This window comes from Paenibacillus sp. FSL L8-0435, assembly GCF_037965655.1.
Classification (GTDB): domain Bacteria; phylum Bacillota; class Bacilli; order Paenibacillales; family Paenibacillaceae; genus Paenibacillus.
Genome location: NZ_CP150185.1, coordinates 1,064,895 through 1,088,431 on the forward strand (window position 1 = coordinate 1,064,895; position 23,537 = coordinate 1,088,431).

The 23,537-nt window shown below is 39.3% G+C and carries 14 protein-coding genes; 13 read left to right on the plus strand and 1 reads right to left on the minus strand.

Features of this window, described 5'->3' with window-relative positions; translation table 11 throughout:
• Window positions 1-343 precede the first annotated feature (343 nt).
• From NST33_RS04815 to NST33_RS04845, 7 genes are all read left to right on the plus strand, one after another.
• Window positions 344-688, plus strand: a complete 345-nt coding sequence (locus NST33_RS04815) for a PadR family transcriptional regulator (RefSeq protein ID WP_237176811.1) — start codon at window positions 344-346, stop codon at window positions 686-688.
• Window positions 675-1,565, plus strand: coding sequence for a permease prefix domain 1-containing protein (locus NST33_RS04820; RefSeq protein ID WP_339307009.1), 891 nt, complete (start codon window positions 675-677; stop codon window positions 1,563-1,565). The genes NST33_RS04815 and NST33_RS04820 overlap by 14 nt, the downstream gene beginning before the upstream one ends.
• A 352-nt stretch (window positions 1,566-1,917) precedes the next feature.
• Entirely contained in the window at window positions 1,918-2,748 is an 831-nt protein-coding gene (locus NST33_RS04825; RefSeq protein ID WP_339307011.1) for a DUF4183 domain-containing protein, read from the plus strand.
• Between the two features lie 82 nt (window positions 2,749-2,830).
• Window positions 2,831-3,115, plus strand: a complete 285-nt coding sequence (locus NST33_RS04830; protein ID WP_339307013.1) for a DUF4183 domain-containing protein — start codon at window positions 2,831-2,833, stop codon at window positions 3,113-3,115.
• A gap of 255 nt (window positions 3,116-3,370) precedes the next feature.
• A complete protein-coding gene (locus NST33_RS04835) occupies window positions 3,371-4,624 on the plus strand; it encodes a WXG100 family type VII secretion target (RefSeq protein WP_339307015.1) in 1,254 nt (417 codons plus the stop codon).
• A gap of 18 nt (window positions 4,625-4,642) precedes the next feature.
• Window positions 4,643-5,122 (plus strand): hypothetical protein, encoded by a 480-nt coding sequence (locus NST33_RS04840; RefSeq protein WP_339307016.1) that lies wholly within the window; start codon window positions 4,643-4,645, stop codon window positions 5,120-5,122.
• A 212-nt stretch (window positions 5,123-5,334) separates the two neighbouring features.
• Entirely contained in the window at window positions 5,335-8,472 is a 3,138-nt protein-coding gene (locus tag NST33_RS04845) for a DUF3427 domain-containing protein (protein ID WP_339307018.1), read from the plus strand.
• Window positions 8,473-8,907: 435 nt separating this feature from the next.
• On the opposite strand, the gene NST33_RS04850 is transcribed toward NST33_RS04845, so the two are convergent.
• Entirely contained in the window at window positions 8,908-9,192 is a 285-nt protein-coding gene (locus tag NST33_RS04850) for a helix-turn-helix transcriptional regulator (protein ID WP_339307020.1), read from the minus strand.
• Between the two features lie 257 nt (window positions 9,193-9,449).
• Between NST33_RS04850 and NST33_RS04855 the strand changes: the two genes are divergently transcribed.
• The 6 genes from NST33_RS04855 to NST33_RS04880 all read left to right on the plus strand — a co-directional run bounded on the left by NST33_RS04855 (window position 9,450) and on the right by NST33_RS04880 (window position 23,532).
• Window positions 9,450-10,337 (plus strand): DUF4007 family protein, encoded by an 888-nt coding sequence (locus NST33_RS04855; RefSeq protein WP_339307022.1) that lies wholly within the window; start codon window positions 9,450-9,452, stop codon window positions 10,335-10,337.
• 2 nt (window positions 10,338-10,339) lie between these two features.
• Window positions 10,340-13,816 carry a hypothetical protein gene (locus NST33_RS04860; protein WP_339307024.1) on the plus strand — a complete coding sequence of 1,159 codons (3,477 nt, stop codon included), beginning with the start codon at window positions 10,340-10,342 and terminating at the stop codon, window positions 13,814-13,816.
• A gap of 4 nt (window positions 13,817-13,820) precedes the next feature.
• Window positions 13,821-14,696: a hypothetical protein gene (locus tag NST33_RS04865; RefSeq protein ID WP_339307026.1), complete on the plus strand. Its 876-nt coding sequence runs from the start codon at window positions 13,821-13,823 to the stop codon at window positions 14,694-14,696.
• A 136-nt stretch (window positions 14,697-14,832) separates the two neighbouring features.
• Window positions 14,833-16,677: a hypothetical protein gene (locus NST33_RS04870; RefSeq protein ID WP_339307028.1), complete on the plus strand. Its 1,845-nt coding sequence runs from the start codon at window positions 14,833-14,835 to the stop codon at window positions 16,675-16,677.
• Window positions 16,667-18,211: a hypothetical protein gene (locus NST33_RS04875; RefSeq protein WP_339307030.1), complete on the plus strand. Its 1,545-nt coding sequence runs from the start codon at window positions 16,667-16,669 to the stop codon at window positions 18,209-18,211. The genes NST33_RS04870 and NST33_RS04875 overlap by 11 nt, the downstream gene beginning before the upstream one ends.
• Entirely contained in the window at window positions 18,208-23,532 is a 5,325-nt protein-coding gene (locus NST33_RS04880; RefSeq protein WP_339307032.1) for an FtsK/SpoIIIE domain-containing protein, read from the plus strand. Before NST33_RS04875 ends, NST33_RS04880 begins: the two co-directional genes overlap by 4 nt.
• The last annotated feature ends 5 nt before the right edge of the window (window positions 23,533-23,537 follow it).

The window sequence follows — 23,537 nt, forward strand, 5'->3', positions numbered from 1 at the left end:
GACATTTACATAATATGCACTAATGCGTAACTATGAAGTGCAACACCTACTGAAAATAAATAAAAATGGCCCATGGCGGGATTCGTGTAGAATGAATTCACCACAACAATCGTACCGATGGTCGGCATACGGTCTCTTTCAAAATGAAGATTTCGCCCATTCACTCGATCTAATGAATCACAGACCACAAAAATGCTTGGGTTGGAGAATCCTCACGAATCTTTTATAGAAGAACTGTCGCCTTTCATATGACAATCCGTTCAAAAGAAAAGGATTGTCGTGTTGCTTTTTACAATATTTGTTTGTTATACTTAACTACATAGAATTGCATAGTAGGTGGTGTGTGAAGCTGAGAAACGAAATGATTAAAGGATACATCGATGGAATTGTACTGTCTGTACTGAATAAGCAGGATGCATACGGATACGAAATATCCAGAACGGTGAATGACGAGACCAATGGTCAGTTTGATCTAAAAGAAGGCACACTGTATCCAGCACTGAAACGTATGGAGGCTAATGGATACATAGAGGGTTATTGGGGAGAGGCAATTAATGGACCACGGCGGCGATATTACCGAATCACCACGGATGGCCAAACTCAGCTCAATACATTGAGGACATCATGGACGGAGAACATCAAGATTATTGATATATTCTTGGGAGGGGATCTGCATGGAAGTCATTGAACAGTATTTGGATCAAGTACTTCGATTTACGTATTTAACGAAGAGGGAAAAGTCTGAGTGGAGAGAAGAAATGGCCGCTCACCTCTATTCCTCGGTGGATCATCTAAAGTGCCAGGGTTTGGGAGAGACGGAGGCCATCGAACGTTCCATTCAACAATTTGGCTCTATCTCAGAACTGCGCCGAACGGTAACCAAAGAAACGTATGGATTCAACATGAAAATGATTTTTGGCTGTGCCTTAGCAGGTTTGCTCCTATTCATTGTAACACTGGTGGGTGGACTAATCGCGAATCGATATGGTGTACATAATCGGTATATTGAATTAATGCCTATTTTTTGGATTACGGTGTGTGCGCTAGGTGCCTGTCTTGTATTTACACGCAAACGTGTGGATCGCCTTTGCCTGCTATCTGTGCCCCTGTTATTCAGTTTAGGGTATCTGCAAGCTTATTTTCAGGTGATGTATCATTATTGGGGTGAAGGACTTACGTTTAATATGTTTGAAAAGTTATTTTTTAGTGGCGTGCTCCATACATCTGGTGGATTGGAGTCCACCTTATTCGCCTCTATGTTCTTGGGTGCACAGGCACTCATTATGTTTGCGATAAGTAAAAATAAGTATATATCCATTCTTCCTTTTGCCTTCTCCATCGTGTATACCTTTGTTCATATGCTGATGTTTAGTCTCTATTATGTATTTTTCGCCTCAGAACAGTTCAGTTCCGCGGTAACTCAGGGGTACAGCGTTTTCTTGAATGGGAATATGCAGCGATTGGTGGAGATGGGGATGAGTTTGATCATGGCAGTAGCGTTGTTTGTAGTATTCCAAGGCTGGAGCTATTGGACGGCAAAAAGAAAGTTGAGCTCCGCTTCATAAGGGTATTCCGCTTCCCTCAAAATTAAACAAGGAAGCCATGCTGGTAAGACAAAGGACAACTATAGCAGGACTCTTGTCTTTTTTATTGGGCTTTCCTCATAGTTATTCGCACACTCTCCGAATGTGCTAAGGACATAGTATAGGGCATATATACTGTGTGCCTTGGCCTAAGGAGATGACCATTTTGAAGTATCTGAACAAGAGGACAGCCACCCTCAACAAATTAAGGCCCAGTCGTTCTACGTTGAAATGTAGAAAAAAACACTTGGGAAAACGAAAGAAATGCCATATTATCCGTAGATCTTATCGGAGAAAGCGCTGCTCACTGAAGCGTCCATTAAGATCACAGAAAATGGCCCGTGACAAAAAAGTCATTGCATTACCGAGAGGGGGAGGCAGCAACCCGGTATGCTGTGAGCCCGCCCCCCAGCTCGCTCCGTTGAGACAGCATGAATTGGAGACTGTGAGTCTCCCTGGAACGCAAGGTGTGGCAGATGCCCAGGGCCCTGCCGGATCTCACGGTGAGCCGGGTCAAGCAGGGCTTCCGGGAGCGCAAGGCCCCGCAGGCCCTCGAGGTGAATCAGGGCAACGGGGAGTTCCTGGAGCGCAAGGCCCCGCAGGCCCTCGAGGTGAATCGGGTCAACCCGGAGTTCCGGGAGCGCAGGGTCCCGCTGGTCCTCAGGGTGAACCGGGTCAACCCGGAGTTCCCGGAGCGCAGGGTCCTGCAGGTGCTCAAGGCGAACCGGGTCAACCGGGAGTTCCCGGAGCGCAAGGCCCGGCAGGCCCTCAAGGTGAGCCGGGTCAACCGGGAACTCCCGGAGTCCAAGGACCAACGGGTCCCCCAGGTGAGCAAGGTCCGCCGGGCACCGTACCCGGAATTGAAATCATTCCTACGGCAAACCGCTACTTCTATTTTCCGGAAACCGATCTGGATTTGTCGGCCTCGGTTATAATTCCTGCCACAGCATTCACGAATGACGATGGCGGCAGCATAACCGAATTTGCCGGGGTTGGAATTACTAGTTTCAACAATCTTTATATAAACGGGATCGTCCAACCAGGAAACTCATACAATGTAAGTGCGGAGAGGTTGTTTTTTTCGTCACAAAATGGTGTGATCTTTGCAGGGACACCTATTATCATCGAGATAATTATAATAACAGCCAATATCATAAATGGTTAAAATTGGTTTTAGTTGCTGGTTCCTTTGCCTTCACTACTCCCAAACCTACCACATATACTATGTTAGGTAGGAGGTGAGAGACATGCCACTTGTGACACCATTTCAGAACAGTTTAAGATTTGCTGCAACCATTGGTGATGGGACCGGCACTGGGGCAACATTTGCCATTGCTGCGACTGCTTTTACAAATGACGCTGGTGTAGCTGCAACCACATTTCCAGGCACCTACAACTACTACAATCTTTATATTAATGGCCTTATGCAAACAGCAGATACATCCTCGGCTACCACTACTACAATTACAATTCCCGGTGGAGATGCATTAAATGATGGAACTCCAATTGTTGTACAATTTGTAGTGTCTTAAAGAAGATTTAATCCTACTGTATCGTTATCTTGTGCGACTTCTATCTGTGATAGAAGTCTTTCTTTTTGTACAAGATACCCAGTCGACTCAACGGCATTCATCCATGCATTAATGTGCAAAAATAGTTACCTAGGGATGTTGCCCAACGACCGGATAACCTCTGAGGAAATGATCCTTCCGTTTGATTCCAATCTTCCTTCTTACTTGTTAAAATTTAGGTACATAAACTACGGTCAGGTTGGTGGTGAAAAGTAAATGCAGCGAATCGAGGTACATCCCGATCTATTGGAGGAAAAGGCCCGGTTGGTCCAGCAGAAGAAACAGGAACTGGAGCGAATGGTCAGGGAGCTGGAGAAATCCATTTATATGTTGCAATCTGAGTGGACGGGTGTGACAGGAGAGCGTTTCTTCTGGGATTTCATGCAGGTGAAAGAAGTGTTCCCGACTACACTCGGGCTGTTGGACGAAATCCAGAAAGAGTTTACGTTTATCGCCATGAACTTCAGAACAACGGATGGCACAGGAGAGGTTGCGCTATACATTCCAGAGGAGCTAAAGCGAAATTTCGCTGTAGGGCTGCTTGATAAATCAGTAGGAGAAACATTAACAGGAATGGGCCAGACGGCAGAAGCTTTCTTCTCTAACCCGTTCAGTACATTAAGCAGTGTGGCATATGCCATGACAGTGGGCAAAGTTGTAGACGTTGGGCGTGGTATTCAGTTTGCATGGGACACCGCCTGGGGCACGGGAACGGCGCGGTCTGATATAGAACAATTTGTGGAAGAGCAGAAGAAGCAGATCGATGAGAGTGGAGCAGGGTATTACGGTGGAGCGATGACAGGTCAGGCCCTGGCATATGTTTTGTTTGGCAAAGCTTTTCGTTCAATGGATGACAAGCATACCGATCTGGGTGGATCGGGTGGAAGTAAGTCGGGGCATGGGGAGAATGGCTCACATAATAAAGAATTTACGTTTATTACAGACCCCGGAGAAATGAAGAAATATATTACACCTCCTAAAGATGGATTTCAGGCGTATCTTGAAAGAAATTATATTGAAATTAGAACAAAAGGAATTGAGGATGTACCTATTATTGCTAAAAATACAGGGCTGACAGAAGAGCAAGTTACTAACATGAAAAGACATCTATTCTTGAGCACTTATAATTTGTCCATAGAAGGTAAACCGTATAAAGAAAACTACTTTCAAGCCGACGGGGATATAGCATATGCTTGGAAGAAAGCTCAAAACGGTGATCTTAATGAAGCTGAGAAGGATTGGTTTAAGACATTAGCGAATCATGAATTGAGAGAAAAGGAGTTAATGAGTGAAGGAATGCCCCTGAGGGATCGGACGACTTGGAGCGCGGAATTAGAGACATTTAAAATAGATACAGAGAAAAATGCTCATGATAAAGCTGCTGTAACAGCTCCCAATCCTCCGCCTTTTCCAGGTTACGATCCTAGTAAGGATTTTGGTAAGTACTATGATGATAAGATTGATTACTAAATGTTGAGGTGAAACAGAATGTTATTGGAAAATGCAGTATCCAAACTAAATAATATAAATTGGGCCTTAGTAGGTACTGTTATCTCTGAGGAGGATACTAAACTCGGATATGAATTCCTCAGAAGAATGGCTCAGTTTTATAAAGCGGAGCAGCTGAAGCCTATGCCACCTGCATTTACAAATGTGGCGAAACTGCTAGGGGATCACGGAGAGGAATTAGATATTTCAGCTTATTGTAGTTCAGAGGCTGTTGCATATTTGAATCAAAACTCCTATGTGAAAAGAATATTTGAATACTATTTACAGTTGGCGAAGTACGCAGAGAATACTCCGAGCATCAGTCAATATCTAGACATATATGAACCGTTAATTAAACTTTTTGAACGGGGCGGTTCTTTTACCATCAAACCACTCTCACTAGAAATTATAAAAGTCTCACATTTCCCATTAAATAATTGGTATGAAAAATTTGTTGAGAAAGATCCGATTGATATTTAATAATCTGTAGATCACTAGGCTAACATTTCGCATAATCGTATTCATAGAGAAGCATTTCTACCAAACGAAAAGTAGAGGTGCTTTTTCTATGAAATCAAACAATTAATGAAATCTTCCACAGATTAGTCGATAATATAGAAGAAGCAATTTTTAGCTCACCATATACATAAAGAACTATCCACAACCATCCTACACCCACACGAGGTACATTCATGAAACAAGGCATATATGAACAGCTTATCAACACAATCACCAGACAGGAGATTTCGGCGCTGGACCCGGATGTGTATCACATTGGGACCGAGAAGCTGGATGCAGAGGAAGCGCGCAAGCTACTGTCCACGTATTTGGCGGCGGTGACCCGGCGAGCGCTCAAGATTGTACGGGAACAGACAGAAGATAAGACAGCAGTGTTGGCGCAGATCCGAACGTGTAATGAGATTATTGCTACGCTGAAAGGCACGCTTGGGGAAGAAGAATACAACGAATTGCAACTGGACGAGCAGGGGGAAGTCTTGACTCATGTGTATTCCAAACTGAACAGCATTCGTGCGGTCCGGGATACCAAAATCGTTCGTCCACATACACCTATCTCCCAAAGTTCTTTGTTCACAGGTGCAAAGTCCGAACCGAGTATGTTACTGGAGCTGCAAAAGGAGATCGTGACCGCCGATCGGATCGACTGGTTGGTGTCATTTATCAAGTTCAGTGGGCTTCGCCTGCTGCTGGAACAGCTTCAGCAATTTACAGCGGGTGGCGGGAAGCTGCGGATTATCACGACCACGTATATGGAAGCAACCGACCTCAAAGCTATTACCGAACTTAGCAAATTACCTAACACAGAAATCCAGATTTCCTATGATACCAAAGTGACACGACTGCACGCCAAAACGTACATTTTTCACCGGGATACTGGATTCACTACAGCCTATGTCGGCTCCTCTAACCTGTCCAACCCGGCGCTGACCAGTGGTATGGAGTGGAACCTCAAGGTGACGGAGAAGGATTCACTCGACGTGCTGCGCAAGATTGAAGCGACCTTCGAGAGTTACTGGAATGACCGCGAATTTACGCGATATGTAGCTGAGGATGATGGCCATGAGGCACAGTTGAAGGCGGCTCTGAATCGCAAAAAAGATCCGTCCAACCACTTTCACCTCGACATCCAGCCTTACGATTATCAAAAGGAAGTGCTGGAACAGCTGGACGCCGAGCGTACGCTGTATGGACGAATTCGCAACCTAATCGTCGCCGCCACAGGCGTTGGCAAAACGGTCATTTCAGCCTTCGATTACAAACGATTCCGTGCAAGCCATGCGGGAGCAAAGCTGCTTTTTGTCGCCCATCGGGAAGAAATCTTAAAGCAAAGCCGGGATACGTTCCGGTATATCCTGAAGGATATGAACTTTGGCGAGCTACATGTGGGGAATTACCGAGCAGAGGCGCTGGACCACTTGTTTGTTAGTATTCAGAGTCTCAACTCCATGAAGCTGACGGAGGTCACCAGCCCAGATTATTACGATTACATCATTGTGGATGAATTCCACCATGCCGCTGCGCATTCGTACCAGAAGCTGTTGTCCCACTACGAACCTAAGATTTTGCTAGGGCTTACTGCCACGCCTGAACGGATGGATGGCAAAGACATTACCGCCTACTTCGATCATACGATTGCCGCCGAGATCCGTCTGACTGATGCAATTGACCGCAAGCTCCTGAGCCCTTTTCAATATTTTGGCGTCACCGATACTGTCGATCTATCCCAGGTGAAGTGGTCGCGTAAAGGCTACGACCTGAACGAACTGGACAAGCTCTACACTCATAACAAAATCCGTGCCAACCAGATCATCCAAAGTCTGAACAAATACGTAACCGATCTGGACGATGTGAAGGGACTTGGGTTCTGCGTAGGGGTGGATCATGCGATGTACATGGCAAAAATATTTAACGAAGCCGGCATTCCATCCATGGCCCTGCATGGCAGGTCGAACGAACAGGAGCGTCATTCTGCGAAAGGACAGCTGGTGAACGGGGAACTGCGCATGATCTTTGTCGTTGATCTGTACAATGAGGGCGTGGATATCCCTGAGGTAAACACCATTCTGTTCCTGCGTCCTACCGAGAGTCTGGCCGTATTCCTGCAACAGTTGGGACGCGGACTGCGGATGGCAGATGGCAAAGAGTGCCTGACCGTGCTCGACTTCATCGGGCAAGCGCATCAGGAGTACAGGTTCCAGGATAAGTTCCGTGCTCTGATCGGCGCCACCAAACATTCCATCTCGTACTACGTCGAGAACGGCTTTTCGAACCTGCCACGCGGCACGTTCATTCAATTGGAAAAGCAAGCGAAGGAATATATTATGCGCAACCTCAAGCAGATGAGTCGTAATCGCAGAGCGCTGATCCAGAAACTGCAAACGTTCCAGCAAGACACCGGACTGCCACTGACCTTGGCTCATTTTGTGGAACATCACGGGATGACACTGGTTGAATTCTACGGTGGACGTACAGGGAAAAGGTATTTCCGCGGTATGTTGGCCGAAGCTGGATTAACACCACCTATCCAAGATGAACACGAGGAGTATATCCGCAGACTGCCGTCTGTGCTGACGATCAACTCTCGAAGCTGGCTGACGTTCCTGATCGACTTTATTGAAAAAGGCAAAGAAGCAACCACCGCCGATGAACGGCGCATGTTGATCATGTTCTATTACACCTTCCATCGGGCTGCGCCTGAGAAACTAGGATTGAGCAGCATCGAGGAGGGAGTACAGCGTGTACTGTCTTGTGGGGCATTTCGAGCAGAGCTTGTGGATATTTTCAAATATAATCTGGCTCATCTGCGATTTGTGGATAAAAGTAATTCGTTCCCATACACTTGTCCACTGGATATCCACTGTGTGTACTCCATCGACCAAGTGCTCGCCGCCTTTGGCTACTGGAACGCTGAGCAATCACCCGCCTTCCGTGAAGGAGTGAAGTATTTTGCCGATGAACAGACGGATATTTTCTTCATTACGTTGAACAAATCGGACAAAGATTTCTCACCCTCAACGCTGTACGAGGACTATGCGATTAATGAGCGTTTGTTCCACTGGCAGACTCAAAGCAGGGTGTCAGAGCATACAGCTACCGCGCAGCGTTATATTCAGCATCGTGAGACAGGTAATCGGATCGTGCTGTTCGTGCGGGAGTATAAGGAGGAGCATAACTATACGTCTCCGTTTGTGTTTCTGGGCGAAGCGGATTATGTGAGTCATGAGGGAAACAAACCAATGAGCTTTGTGTGGCGACTAAGGGAAGAAATGCCTGCGAAGATGGTGGCGGTGGCGAATAAGTGTATTGTGTGAGAGGTTAGTCATAACGGTAATATTTCTAAGTAATGCATCTGATGTAATAGCAAAATTTAAAAATGAGTTTGACTTGGAATCAGCACAAACTATTCTAAATTGTGGTGGTATTCTTATTCCCTTTTTTGTTCTATCGGTGATAATATTGAGTACCCTTTCTTGTTTTGGATGGATAGGATTTATTCTTGGTATTATTGTTACATTTTCATTGATGATTCTTGGTATAAATTTAAACTCGAAATTTCATCAATTACTGTATGATTTAAGGACAGGGTCAAATAAATGAGTATTAAAGATCTCAATTTTGAAAACCGAGTGTAAAAGAACAAGTTTAGATAAGTGATTTGCTTTCTACTCTACTCTACGAGCAGTACATAAAAATTCAATTGTGTCAGCGGTTACTATCTAGTATTTAAAGGAAGAAAAACCATAAATTTAATTATTTGTGGTTGTTTTTCTTTTATAGTATGAGTCTTCGAATAAATAGAATAACTCCGAAACAGAAAGTTCTAGTGCGCTTGAAAGAGCCAGTATTTTAGATAAGGAAGGGTTTTTGTGTCCTCGCTCTATTTCGCTTACATACGATCTGTCCATATCAGCTTTCAAAGCCAGATTTTCTTGGCTGATATTAAGTTCCAACCGTCTATTTCTGATTATTTCCCCAAAGATGACTAGTTCGATTTCCAAGAGCACAGCTCCTTTAATTTGACTAATATTCAACCTATCATAAAAATTTTACGGAAATTATGTCAATAGGCTATAGCCTACATAGATAGAGAGTGATATAATTTTGATGTCTATAGCCTACAATAATAGAAAGGTTTGAAGGATGCTTTCCAAAAGAAAAGTAATCAAAATTAATCGGTTCAAGAATGTATGTTCCTATTAAATGTTGTCTATGTTGGTTGAACTAGTGTATAATCATCCCTGGAAGGTATTAACCAGGGATGAATCCCATTTGAAAGGAAGTATCATGTATGGCATACGCAAGGCATCAAAGTTTCTACATGAGAGATAAATGGCTTAGTAAGGGTTTGAAATCAGTAGAAGATAATAGTCGTTTCTTTTACAATGATGATTCTTTTGAAAAAATTGGCCTTGGTAAAAATATGGTTGAAGCCTTAAAATATTGGCTTTTTGCTTTTGGAGTTATAGAAGAGAATATTGAAGAAGGTCTGAAAGTACATTCTCTTACAAGTTTAGGACATTTGATCTGTGAGTTTGATAGAGTGTTGCAACATAACGTTACTTTATCAATTTTACATTATAAATTAATTTGTAATGATAATGATCAATCTACAGTATTTGATTGGTTTTTTAATACCTATAAGGAAACAGCTTTTAAAAAAGTGGACTTAAATTCTTCATTTGAAACTTGGGTTTCTTTGAATGAGATTAAAGAGATCTCTGATAAATCACTAAAAAGAGATATTGATTGTTTGATTCAATTTTATACAAAGCAGCCGAATGAACTTGATCCTGAAGATGTTACGTTCAGCCCGTTTTCGAAATTACAGCTGTTAAAAATTGAATCTTCGGTTAGTGAAAGAGAAACCATAAAAAAAGTTTCTCCAGATATTGAAACTATAGGCGTTAATGCTCTGTATTTTGTGCTTCTTGATTACTGTCATAAAAACAAGATCGAAATAGTGAGTATAAATGAAATTGTTAACGAAAAGTATTTGTGGGGTACTACATATAATTTGTCTCGAAACAAGATTATAGAGGCTTTAAATGTGCTAACTAATCATGACAAGTATCCGGTACAATACGTTCGAACTAACAATTTGGATTATATAAAAGTTGCTAAGATAGAGCCAATGGATTTTTTGAATGATGAACTTGGCAAGAGAGTGGTGTTGTAAATATGACTTTTAAAACTAGTGTTAACATTAAATTTGATATAGGCAATACTGAATTCATTAAAAGGTATATATCCACCCCATCTCATGCAGAGGCTATTAATGGGATTATTGAAGGTCTTACTAAAGAAGATGCAAATCGAGCGCATATTTTGGTTGGCCCGTATGGAACAGGGAAATCTTTATTAGCAAATATAATTGCAAGCATGGTTTCTAAATCAGTATCTTCAGAGGATGTCAATTCACTTGTTAATAAATTCATACAAGTAGATGACAGTACCGCTCATCATATAAGTGAGGCATCTCAATTAGAGCGTCGCTATCTTCCTATTATACTAAGTGGGAACGAAGGACGGTTTAGACAATCCATACTTTCAAATCTACTAAAAAAGCTACATGAAGAAAACATACATGTAACCTTACCTGGAGTAAGTTCAAAGGTAATTGAAACGATTACTAGTTGGAAGCAAAGTTTTCCTGAGACATATAGTTTGTTCCATACCAGATTACTTTCGGAAGGTAAAGAAATTGAACCTTGGATTACAGAAATAAATAAACAAAATGAGGAAGAGATCTTCTACTTTTCTAAATTATATTCTCAATTGACTTCTGGTGCTTCTTTTGACATTGATTACAATCAAAGTTTTATGACTCAAATAGAATATGTTTTAAAAATACTACACGAGAATAATATAGGTGTGTTCATTGTATATGATGAGTTCGCGCGATTCTTACAGGGACTAAATGATTCAAAATTTAATGAGGCTATGCAAGATATTCAAGACCTCGCTGAGATAGCCAACCGCAATGAGTTAATACATCTATTGCTTGTTACACATAAAGGTCTTCGTCAGTATTTTAGTGGTTTAGGCGAAGAAGCAATCAGTGAATTTCAGCGCATTGAGAAGAGGTTTAGACAATATTTCATTAAGAACGATCAAGCTACGTTTCTTCGTTTGGCTGAAATTGTTATATCTGAGAACTTAAAGCATAAGCCTAAAATTAGTAATGAGTTGTTTAAATATAGTCGCGACAAATTAAGAGAATATCCTTTATACCCAAGCTTAAACCAGACAGAAAAGGAAAAATTGATCTTGAAGGGAATGTTTCCCTTACACCCAGTCTCTCTATTTATGTTGCCGCAGTTGACGAGCGTATTTGGACAAAACGAGAGAACATTATTTACTTTCTTGGAAAGTCAAGATAGTGGTGGGTTCCAAAATCACATAAATAAAACGGATAACTATTATTTGCCGCATCAATTATTTGATTACTTTTTCCCTGATTCGAGAGATATAACTTCCGAGGAATTAGCTGGACACTTTTTACTGTTGAAAAAGGCTATCGCGAGAATCCCAAGTGATCTTCTGGAACAGGAGTTAGCTATAAATTTAATAAAGTTCGTATCACTTTGGAATATCTGTGGATTACAGTCTGAAGTAAGATTGACGGATGAGTTGATGTCATTTGTATTTACTGGAAATCATGCAGACTTAGAATCAGTTATTCAAATATTAAGTGATAATAAAATACTCAGATACAATAGAGTGAGTAATTACTGGGAGTTGTTTGCAGGTAATTCCGTTAATCTACAGGAAAGAATAGAGTCAGACAAAGCCTCTTTGCAAATTAATGAAAAAATACAAAAAGAAATATTGTTCAGAAATTTAAGCAAAAAATATTATTTTCCTCAACAATATAATGATACTAAAGGTATGACACGGTTTGCTTCAGTACAGTTCGTATGTGACTTAGATATTCTAGATTACAAGAGTATAGTTGGACAACAAGCTGCTGACCTTACTATTCAATATCTATTGCTGGGTTCCGACTATCATAACAATGAAAAATTTGAAGAGATTTTGAGGATAAGTAAAGAGAATGGTACCCTCTTATACTTACATTCTAAGCCCTTAGTGGTTATTCAAGAGGAACTGAAAAACATTTTTGTGTTAGAGCAACTTTTGAAAAATAAAGCATTTATTGAAGAAGACAAAGGTATTAAAGAAGAGATAATTCTTCTGCTCAATGAATCAAAATTTATGGTTTCTGATTACTTGGATGAAATAGATACCTTTTCAAAAGATTCATGGTACTACAACGGTGAAAAGTTGAGCTTTATAAACGATGTGGCGTTGGGTGATTTCCTTTCAGAAAAGTGCCATGAATTATTTAGATATACACCGGTCATTCTTAATGATTCGTTTAACAGGACTGTCATATCGTCCCCCCAGAAAAATGGTGCTATTAAATTAATTGATCTAATGATGGAGAAACCCCGTGTTGATAGGTTTGGCATTGAGGGTAATGGCCCTGAGTATAGTATATACGCGTCAGTGTTTAAAAATAATGGGCGGTTTGACTTGAATATAAATAATGCCGAGTTTCAAAATATTAAATACGAGCCCTATGCTGTTCTAAGACAGCGTTTAATAGAATTATTGGATCATAAGCCGTATGGTGAATTTAAAGATATTATTAATTTGTTTACAGACTCGCCTTTTGGGATCAGAAAACCAGTTGTACCAGTTTTGATAGTGGCGATGTTAAGTGATAGGCTAAGTGAATTTATGTTGTACAGCAATGAGATGTTTGTACCAGGGCTTAATGGGAATAAACTTTTTGAGATCATTGTAGAAATAGGAGCAGGTCAATATCAGTATAAGTATGAAAGAATTGATGAAAAGCATATTGATTTCTACAGGAAAATCGAAGTGGAGTTTTCCAATTCCACAGAGGGAAGACTTGTTAATAAATCTCGGACTATTTTTATCGCTGGAACATTACTAAAGTGGTATAGGTCTTTACCGAGGTATACGCAGCTATCAAACAGTGTTGACAATCAATTTAGCTGGTTTAGAGAGTGCATCCGTCGCTCGGAAATTAGTCCACAAGAAAGTATGAAAATGCTGTTTGAAAAATTTTATGATGACTTCGATAACATGGTTGCTATAAAAGCTTATGGAGAAAGCCACATTAATGTAGTAGGAAAACAAATCGAAGATAATATTTGTTCTATTATAGGAGTAAACAATTTCAATGAGCTCTCTGGGTGGCTTGGGAAACACGATTTGAATAAAAATCCCAGAAACAATCTATTAAACTCTCTAAACAGAGCCCTACACAACGAAAGCGATCTCGAATCTGGATGGTTCATACGTTTCGTAGAAATGTATGTAGGTGTACGGCTTGAAGATTGGTCTGATGCCACATATGATATTCTTATTAATCAATTGAACCAAGATATTTTAGTTTTAGCGCATGATTCCAAAGAAGATATAATAAAAACGGATGAAGGAATTCCAGTACAGATTGGTCATAGTAAAAAAATAATAAATGAAGTAGACTTATCTGTTAAATCTAAAGTGATGTATGATAATTTAGATAGGCTAATTAGTGTTACAAAAAAGAGTGTTTCTCGGCAAGAATTAGAATTCGTAGTTTACAAAATATTCGAAAAATATGTAAGTGACATGGAGTGAGGAAATGGACGAAAATAAAAAAAGAAAAGTCCATGTGGCTATGTTCAGTGGCGGAGCAGGAAGTGCGTACGTAGCACATCATATGGTTCAAACTTATGGTAAAGAAAATTGTGTTTTGTTTTTTACAAACACCTTGTGGGAAGATGAAGACAACTATCGATTTATGCAAGAGGTAGCTGATTATATAGGGATAGAAATTACCCAGAGGATTGATGGTAGAACACCAGAAGAGGTGTTTCATGAAACTCGATTCCTAGGAAATGCAAGACTAGCAAAATGTTCTGAAGAACTAAAAGTAAGACAAACGATTATATTTTTAGAAGATGAACTTAGAAATGAACAAGATATAGAGCCTATTCTTTATTTTGGCATAGGCCCTCACGAAAGTCATCGAGCCGACAATTTAAAGGACTTTTATAGCCACTTTCCCTTGGAGCCTATAGAAACTAGATTTCCTTTGATAGAATTATTTAGAGAAGATCTTGATGCAAAAGGTATTATTCAAGAAGAGTGGGGAATTAAACTCCCAAGAATGTATACTATTGCTGAACAGTTAGCTGAAGAAAACAATGAGAATGCTAAGATTTTGCTTAAACACAATATTAAAGGTTTTTCTCATGCAAATTGTGCAGGGAAATGCGTTAGAGGTGGTTTCCAGCATTATGCTATACTTTATGCTATCTGGCCTGAACGTTATAAAGAACAGGAAGAGATGGAAGAACGTTTTAGAGATTCCTTCAAGAAAAATGTGTCAATTCTCAAGAAAAACGCTGGTCCCTACACATTAAAAGAGTTCAGGGAAAAGTTAGAATCAGAGGGATTTGAAAAGTATCTATTTCAAGAGGATGCTGATATTCCTTGTGTTTGTTCATTTTCATAATAGCATTAAAGTCTGGTTATTCTACTACCAGACTTTTTTTGTTTTCTTATAATGTTAGATTCTTGTATAAAAAGGAAATTCATTTATAATGAATGTAGAGCAAAAGTAGTGATTTTTCAGGAAGGAGTAGTACATAATGACTATTATACGATCTGAATGGATCAGTTTTTTGAGGCAGTATGGTCCAATACCACGTAATGATAATATGTATGATGAGGCAATCCATAGGATAATTAGGCGAAAAAAAATAGATCCAATAATTGTTGAATCCGTTTATCTAAGTGAACTTGTTGAAAATTTTAAATCTTCTAATCCTAAGTCTGTAATCCTAACAGGTACGGCCGGGGACGGTAAAACATATAACTGTAGGGAAGTTTGGTTGTCGTTAAACGGTTCGCTACAAACTTGGCAAAATGACGATAAAATAAAAGAAGTATTACTTCCAAGCTCCAAGAAATTATATATTGTAAAAGATCTAAGCGAACTGAGAGATGAGGAAAGAGGAATCTTAAAGTTATTTGTTAATTCAGTTCTTAATTCTGATGATAGCAACGTTTTTTTAATTGCTGCTAATGACGGGCAATTGATTGAAGCGTGGAAACATATTGATTCTGACCTTGAGACAGAGCGTGTAAAACAATGCGTAGAGGATTTGCTTGTTTCTGAGCTGAAAGAAATGATTGGTTATCATTTAAAGTTATACAATCTTAGTCAAATAAGCGCGGCGACTCTTTTTCCACAAATCGTAGATGTGGTACTAGAACATCAGGGATGGAACGATTGTAATAAATGTTCTTTAAGAGAGACAGATGAAACGGATAAAAATTGTCCCATTTGGGAAAATCGTAAAAGACTTGAAGGTTTCAAGGGCGACAAACTAATCCGTTCAAGAGTTACTGATCTGTTGGAGTTATGTGAACTAAATGGTGTACACCTTCCAATTAGACAATTGCTTCTTCTAGTATCAAATTTGCTGTTGGGTCACCCAGAGGCTAAAGATCGACTGATGTCATGCTCTGATGCAGTAAAAATAGTGGACGATAATAAAACATCGCTTGCAAGTATTTATCGCAATGTTCTAGGTGAGAACCTCACAGAGAGACGTCGTGAGTCAACAGATGTATTTGCTACATTAGGTAGATTTGGAATTGGTTATGAGACGAGCAATACCATTGATAATATTTTAATTTTTGGCGAAGATGATCCTGATCTCAATATGTACTATGAGGAACTCGTACTTAATGATTTATACTACGGTGCTGACCAAACATTTCGCGCGAATCAAAAGGATTATTTAGAAGGTATTGTAGATAGTGGCGAGAGTTTTTTAAACTCGCTTCAATCTCAGAGACAAAGATTGTTCTTTGTAATTCCAAGAGAAAAAGAGGAGGAACTCAAACTTTGGCATCTTACAACCTTTCAATATGCCGGTGAATTTTTATCTGACGTGTACAGAGTCGCAGCTAAAAATGGCAAAGTCATGTCACAGATAACTTCGAGAATTTCTCAAGGGTTAAATCGGATTTTTACTGGGTTATTAGCAAAGAACAATGACGAACTGATATTAGCGACATCCGGTAGTCACTCACAGGCTAAAGTTAGTAGAATTTTTGAAGAAAGAATTTCTGTTCCTAAAAAGCGCGGTGAAAATGTGCAAATTAGAATGAACGATATTGGAAAGCTTGTAGTTGAAGTAAAGCTATCACCTTCAATTGCTCCTGTAGAATTGCCGTTAACATTAGTTCGATATGAGTTTTTGTCAAGGGTGGCAGAAGGGGCTTTGCCCGGCAGCTTTTCACGAGAATGTTATGAGGATATTCTTGGTTTTAAGAGTAAAATACTGAAAAATTTAGGACTTCGTCGTAAATTGGATGAAGAAGATATCGTTGATGAAAGTGATCTTTCATTTAGCGTTATCTGGCTTAATCAGGATGGTTTGATAGACGATAAAATCGTAGAGGTAAACTACAATGAAGAATAGACTCCCCCGACCAACTCAAATTGATTCAGATATGTGGGTTGATGAGGCTATTTGGGGACATCGCTTATACGATGAGCAAACTCCATGGCTATGTTTTATGGAATTTTTAAATGTGCTTCAAGCTGAACTAGACAAAGGAAGAGCATTTTTTGAAGTTGAGCCTAATAAATTGGCCTATTTGCCTCAATCAAGACTATATTTGCGAAACATTTTGTTTAATAACCCTCAATTAACATTAATAGCTAGCAGGTATAAATATGATAATAAAGAAGCATGGTCACAATGGTACGAAGTGATGGGAAAGGGACAGGCTGGAATTGTAAATGCAGATTTTTCATATTTAGAGAATCGTTTTCCTAAATTTGAAGATTTTTCCTTAGTAGTTCAATTTCTAAGAGAGACAACTATAGAAGGAGATAACAATAAACGATGGAGCTCTCAATTTATTTTTCCATATGGACCCAAATGCCTGTACGAAGATCTAAAAGTTAAAGAAAATAAGACTCCCACAAATGACAGAAGATTTTTCGGTAGAACGGGCGAGCTTTTATACTTGATGTTGACGAGAAGCGGAAAAGGCCCCAGATTACTTGAAAACTTACAAAAAAGTGTTTTAAACCCAGATAATAAATTTAATCGTCTTGTAGCTGCATTAGAACCTACTGAAACAGTAAACTCTTCTACTGTGAAGCCAGGGGGCTATCTACCTTATTTATCTCTACCAGAATATCAAGCGCTTGCAGATGATTGGTTGAGTTTATTAGAGAGTGACATTCCGAACTATGATGCAATTCCTCACCTTGTTAATATAACAGGGTTGCACATGATTATATATAGTTTAAACAGAGCGAAGGCTGTATTAGAAGATGACCAAAAGTTAACATTTATATTAGAGATCGTATCACCTAAGAAAACAATTGTCCGGGAGCTATCATCTGATTTATTTACAGAGCACAATAATCTCTCGCGGAAAACAATAGAAGTTTATATTAGACAGATTGTTTATACAGAAGAGTGGGGGCAAATAACAGATATTAGTGAAGCAATTTCATTGTTGAAAAATGCATATTCATGGCCTAAAGACAATAAAGAAAGTGAAATAGAGTCTGCAAATTCGCCTGAAGACGTGATAAATAAATTTGTATCTGCTGCTATAAACAGACATAAACAGCACGTCGATAAGTTTCATAGTGTTTGGGGTAAGGAGATTGGACTTTCTTCCAGAAGAGGTTCAAGGAGGCTTAGGTATGCTCCTCAAGATACACTATTAAAATCTTTAGTATTATGTGTTGTTCCGAAAAGAATGGAATTTCAAGACTTCTTAGAAAAGTTGTATGAGAAATACGGATTCATTATTGGTGATAAGCAGGCACTTGCCCTTACGGAAGCTGGTAGAGCAGATTTAGAAGCCTTTTCTGACAATGCAAGACGACTCGAACAACGACTTGCTAGTATGGGATTATTACGGAGATTGTCTGATGCTTGTGCATATGTTGAAAATCCCTTCGGCATTCAGGAGGAAATAAATAAATGAATCAATTAGAATTAATTGGACAAGTAGCAACAGAGTATCTACGTCGTCAGTTACACAATAGCCAATCTGAAGAAGGTATAGCACGTTTCTTATTAGATAGACTTACAGGCGATCAGGTGTCGTATATCTGTAAAACAATTAATCAGGATGTTTCACTTTCATCAACATTAGCCATTAAAGTTCCTAGGAAACTAGTTGAAGGCAGTGGTTTACCTACTGAAATGGTTACTGACGAGAAGACCACATTTTGGAGAAATGCTTCATGTAATAAACCTGCTATTTTGCTAGCTAATACAAATGATGATCAAGGACAATCTCTAAGAGATATTGCAAGAGTTGGAGCGGGTGATTTAAAGAGTCAACATGAAATTTGGGTTCAGGTAGCAAGCAAAAATCTACCATTAAGTGATGATCAAAAATGGTATTGGGAACAAGCGTTAAAAGGACTACAGCAAGCGAATGAGTGCAGCCTAGAGGAATTTAGTGAATTTATAGTAAAGGTTCGTGAAACAATTGACGAAGATAGTGTCCCTGTAGTACGAGCACTTGGTTGGGCATTGCCAGCTCTTCGTATTCCTCGTGACTCATTTTATTTCGATGCTATTCCTGAAAAAGCATTAGGTCACGCTAATCGATGGAAGAAAATGTTTGTGAATGCATATACCAAAAGATCCTGTTATTTATATAAGCAACATCCAAATCGACAAATTATTGAAAATAGTGATATTCGGACATCTTACAATAAGGTAAAAAGCCAAATTGATCCATCCGTTCAACCCATTATGGAGTTGTTCATTGAGTCTGCTATCAATTGGTCTACTGCTGCAGAAAATCTTGCAGAGTTAGAATGGGAGTCTGATAAAGTAAATTTGTTATTTTTTGAGTTAAAGCCAATGAAAATAGATTTGGCTGAAAAAACTTGCCAACTTTATGAAGATGAGTTCCCCGAAACTCTTACGGAAGATGAATTTACCTATTTGAATGATTTCAAAGAACGGTTTAAAAAACGGCAAGTAAAGGAAGCTACAGAGGAAGATAAGGATTTTTACGATAAACATCGACAAAATTTAGAGACGGATAAGGCTTTAAAAGCTGAGTGGGATCGGTTTGTTTATGGCAAAGCGATTGAATGCACTGATTTCTTAGTTGGACTATTAGATGCAACTGAGAGACTTTTTGCACAGTGTGATAGTTCTACTGGGGAAAAGAAACTGAGAATTCGAACCCAGAAGACAACTAGTAGAAAGTCTTGGTTGGATTTAAATGAAGATGTTGGTTTGTTTTTTTGCAATGCATATAGAGGGTTAGAAAAGCTAACAAATGATTGGCAAGTGATTTGGGATACGTATAATTTATTTGAGTACGATCACTTAGTTTCAGAGTCAAAACAGAGAAAAAATTACAAAAAGAATATATCAACTGCTAAATCTGCTGTTCAAATTGGATTTTATCTCGAGTTAACTTATCAAGACTTGAAAGGAGCTAAACAAAAAAATGAAGTTAAGCTTATTTGGCAAGGTAATCCGTTAGAGATTGGTCTTGAACTGTATGATGATCTGAGAAGATTAGCTGAGAATCCGTTTTCCTATTCAACCGTTTCACAAAATCCAGTAAGTAAAAAGGGGAAACTTCAAGGACTATCTTTGAGTGATGTAGGTACAATACAAGCGGTGTTTGGTCAAAATAGGGGATCGCTAGTTGGGGTGTATAATAAAACGACAGATTTAGAAAAGTTAATCTTAAAAAATTTGAAGAGTTCATTTGAAGAAGAGAGGCTCTCGCAAAAGGACTACGCTGTGCTTATAGAAGTATGGACAGAATTCTCGAATATATATAGACAATCTATCAGTAATTGGCTGAAGGATGGTATCAGCTCAGATTCAATGATTGAACAAAGTGTGTTGTATGATAAATTCTTACTTTCTCTTCAAGAACACGCGGTGGGAGATTTGAATCGGATTAGTATAATGCAACCTGTTATGAGTATCGGAAACGTTAGGGTCGACGGGGATAAAAACAAACCAATGACTATAGTAGCTCCATGGCACCCGATGCGTATGGCAGAAAAATCTGTGAAAGCTCGACAAGTCATTGGATTAATTAATTATGTATTAACTACAGATCAAGTAGACTTTGGAGATCAACGATTATTCTTTACAGACCTTAAAGAAGAAATTATAAGTCCTTACTATCCGGAGGTAGCAGTCGGTTATAAGGGACAGGAACCGGTGCTTCTTGCAATTACGGATTCTAAAAATGATTACAGCTTAATGGAATACCCGGTACGTGAAGATGCTGATACACAGACTAATGAAGACCCTAAAGAAGCAAGTAATAAGCTGCTGAATCTTGTTGAACGTTATTTAGATTTACAACCTCATGAAAAAACCAATTTAAGTATAGTATTGTACAATTGTGACTCTACAAGACTACCTGAAACTATTGTGAATTCAATTGCTACGATGCATGAGGCAGAGGATGAAGTTCGTTGTCAAATTATATTAAGACATCGTGACACGAATAAATTAAATGAATTGTACATGAAAATGATTGAGAATACGGATAGTGATGCGGATTCTTTTGTAGCAAGTGAAGTGACTCGTGACTTTATGGCCCGTTTGCGTGTGGGTGTAATGGCACATGAAGCCACCTCATTAGATACAAAAGAAGGAAAACAAGCCGATATCGTTTTTCTTCAAGACGTGATTTCAAGGCAAGCTAATCTAGAATGGGATGAAGTAGAGATTAGGCAGATTCCAGAACTTCTCAATCATTACCCTCCTCGATGGGCGAGAAGAAGATCTACAGGCAAGGATGAGCTCAAATCTACCGTATATCTAACATGTCCAAGTCAACCTTCTGTAGGATGGTCGTATCTTTCAGCAGTTTATTCTGTAGTAAGAGGTAAGGATGTTGCTCCAGGAAGATACTTCTTACCAGCGAGACAGATATCCTTTCAAAATGAAAAAGTTAAAGCTATTTTCGATGAGGCACATAAGTTAGGTGAGTGGGTCGTAAACTATGACGAACTACTAGAACGCAGACAACTAAAGAATCTAGGCGTTAAAGTGATAAAGTACCAACACAACAAATCTCACGGTTCTAACATAGTTGTCTCATCAAAATCGCAATTAAACTTGCTTAATGTACTAGTAAAAAGAAGACTGTACGCTTTAAATCTTGGTTTAGCAGATACTGAGCTAGTTGAGCTTACTGATCGCTTCATCGAGGATGCCAATTCAATCTCGGGTGATATCGTACTTCGTGCTGCAAAGCGTGGTGTATTTGCAGGTGAGTTAATTGGAGTGGTGTTAAGTAAAGCGATCCTCCAATCTGAGATGGAGAAAGAACAAACGGCAGGTTGGTTTTTCTTAGATGATTACGCAACTTGGCTTGGACAAAAAGAGGAACAAATTGCGGATATATTAGCTCTGGCACCTAAATTGATTGATAATAGGAAGCAACTACAGGTATTTATATCTGAGGCGAAGTATGTCGATGCAAGGGGTGTATCTGAAGCGAAAAAGAACTCTTCAAAGCAGTTACGTGATACTGTATCTAGAATGGACAATGCACTTTTTGGTGATCCAGGAAGGCTTGACCGCGATTTATGGTTATCAAGATTAAGCGATATGTTGAATGATGGTATTGAACTACCTCCTGGGGCCCCATTTAATGTTGAAGAGTTAAGAGAGGGTATTCGTAATGGAGAGGTACCTATTGAGATTAAGGGATATTCTCATGTATTCTTGTCCACTTTGCCTGATATTGCACTGGACAGCGAAAGAGTTCCTATTACTAATGCTAAAAAATGCTACCAGGAAGTGTTTACTAGGGATTTAGTACGAGAATTAGTATTGGCATATCACAAAAGAGAGTCTATTATCTCAATTCGTGAGAAATTGGATGATAGTAAACCTTGGGAACTATTCGAAGCCAAGCTACCCGCTCCGAGAATCAATTATGTTGCTGCTAGTAACAATGGTGACATTTCGAATCGAGGTGTTGTACCTGATAACTCAGAATTTGAGAAAATGGGAAGAAGTTCTGATGAATCCTCGGAGAAGACTGATGAGGGTAATAAAGATGTTAATCAAGTAGAAAAGAATAATATAGATAATTTACCAGCTGAAAAACAATCAGTTGTTGGAAGTAATACTGATATATCATGGGCAAGTCCTCAATTAGCTAATTGGATTCAGCAAAATTCCCAAAGTACTGAAGAAAATAGTGAAAATCAAGCATGGGTTAATGAAATGGTAAATAAACTAAGGCTGGCACTAATAAGTTATAACTTGCAAGCGAAGGTTATTGGCAACCGGTTAACGCCAAACGCTATAGTAATAAGATTTAAAGGCTCGGATCAATTAAAGGTTGAAGATATCGAGAAAAGAAGATCTATGCTTCTTACTACGCATGCTCTTGATGTAATAAATATCATGGCTCAGCCAGGAGAAATTGTTGTTTCTTTGGCCCGAGCAAATAGGCAAAGTATCTCGTTAGCTGATGTATGGAAAGTAAGAAAGGTACAGAATAATGCATCCGGTCTAAACATGAGTTATGTCATTGGTGTTAAAGAAATTGATGGTGAACTTCTTTATTTGAATCTAGGTGGAGAGTTTGAAGGTGGAGCCCAACATGCACCACATACCCTTATTGCTGGTGCAACGGGTAGTGGTAAGTCAGTTTTACTCCAAAACCTTATACTCGACATCTGTATGACGAATAACAAGGCTATGGCGCAAATTTATTTAATTGACCCTAAGTACGGCGTTGATTATATGCATCTTGCTGATCTGCCTCATCTTGTTGAGGGTATTATTGATGATCAGGATAAAGCTACGCAGGTACTTGAAGATCTTGTGGAAGAGATGAATGATAGATATCAGAAGTTTAAAGAAAGTAAAGTGAGCAATTTGATAGACTATAATGCCAAAGTATTGGACGGGGAAAAGCTTCCTCTTATCTTCTTAATTCACGATGAGTTCGCAGAATGGATGCTTGTTGATGAATATAAGAGCGCAGTGTCTTCTATTGTTCAACGTTTAGGAGTAAAGGCTCGTGCTGCGGGAATACATTTAATTTTCGCGGCTCAGCGGCCAGACGCAAACGTGCTGCCAGTTCAGTTAAGAGATAATCTAGGAAATCGGTTAATATTGAGAGTTGAAAGCGTGGGGACCTCGGAGATTTCATTGGGTGAAAAGGGCGCGGAGAAATTACTTGGAAAAGGTCATCTGGCGGCAAGGCTTCAGGGGGAAAGTGGACTTATATTTGGACAAGTTCCTTTTATTGACTTAAGTAAGCTTCCATTATTATATTAAGGATG

Excerpts from the sequence above, each read along its gene's own strand:
- NST33_RS04870 (WP_339307028.1), top strand. The coding sequence starts at position 14,833 with ATGACTATTATACGATCTGAATGGATCAGTTTTTTGAGGCAGTATGGT.
- NST33_RS04880 (WP_339307032.1), top strand. The coding sequence starts at position 18,208 with ATGAATCAATTAGAATTAATTGGACAAGTAGCAACAGAGTATCTACGT.
- NST33_RS04830 (WP_339307013.1), top strand. The coding sequence starts at position 2,831 with ATGCCACTTGTGACACCATTTCAGAACAGTTTAAGATTTGCTGCAACC.
- NST33_RS04875 (WP_339307030.1), top strand. The coding sequence starts at position 16,667 with ATGAAGAATAGACTCCCCCGACCAACTCAAATTGATTCAGATATGTGG.
- NST33_RS04840 (WP_339307016.1), top strand. The coding sequence starts at position 4,643 with ATGTTATTGGAAAATGCAGTATCCAAACTAAATAATATAAATTGGGCC.
- NST33_RS04855 (WP_339307022.1), top strand. The coding sequence starts at position 9,450 with ATGGCATACGCAAGGCATCAAAGTTTCTACATGAGAGATAAATGGCTT.
- NST33_RS04825 (WP_339307011.1), top strand. The coding sequence starts at position 1,918 with ATGGCCCGTGACAAAAAAGTCATTGCATTACCGAGAGGGGGAGGCAGC.
- NST33_RS04860 (WP_339307024.1), top strand. The coding sequence starts at position 10,340 with ATGACTTTTAAAACTAGTGTTAACATTAAATTTGATATAGGCAATACT.
- NST33_RS04845 (WP_339307018.1), top strand. The coding sequence starts at position 5,335 with ATGAAACAAGGCATATATGAACAGCTTATCAACACAATCACCAGACAG.
- NST33_RS04820 (WP_339307009.1), top strand. The coding sequence starts at position 675 with ATGGAAGTCATTGAACAGTATTTGGATCAAGTACTTCGATTTACGTAT.
- NST33_RS04835 (WP_339307015.1), top strand. The coding sequence starts at position 3,371 with ATGCAGCGAATCGAGGTACATCCCGATCTATTGGAGGAAAAGGCCCGG.
- NST33_RS04865 (WP_339307026.1), top strand. The coding sequence starts at position 13,821 with ATGGACGAAAATAAAAAAAGAAAAGTCCATGTGGCTATGTTCAGTGGC.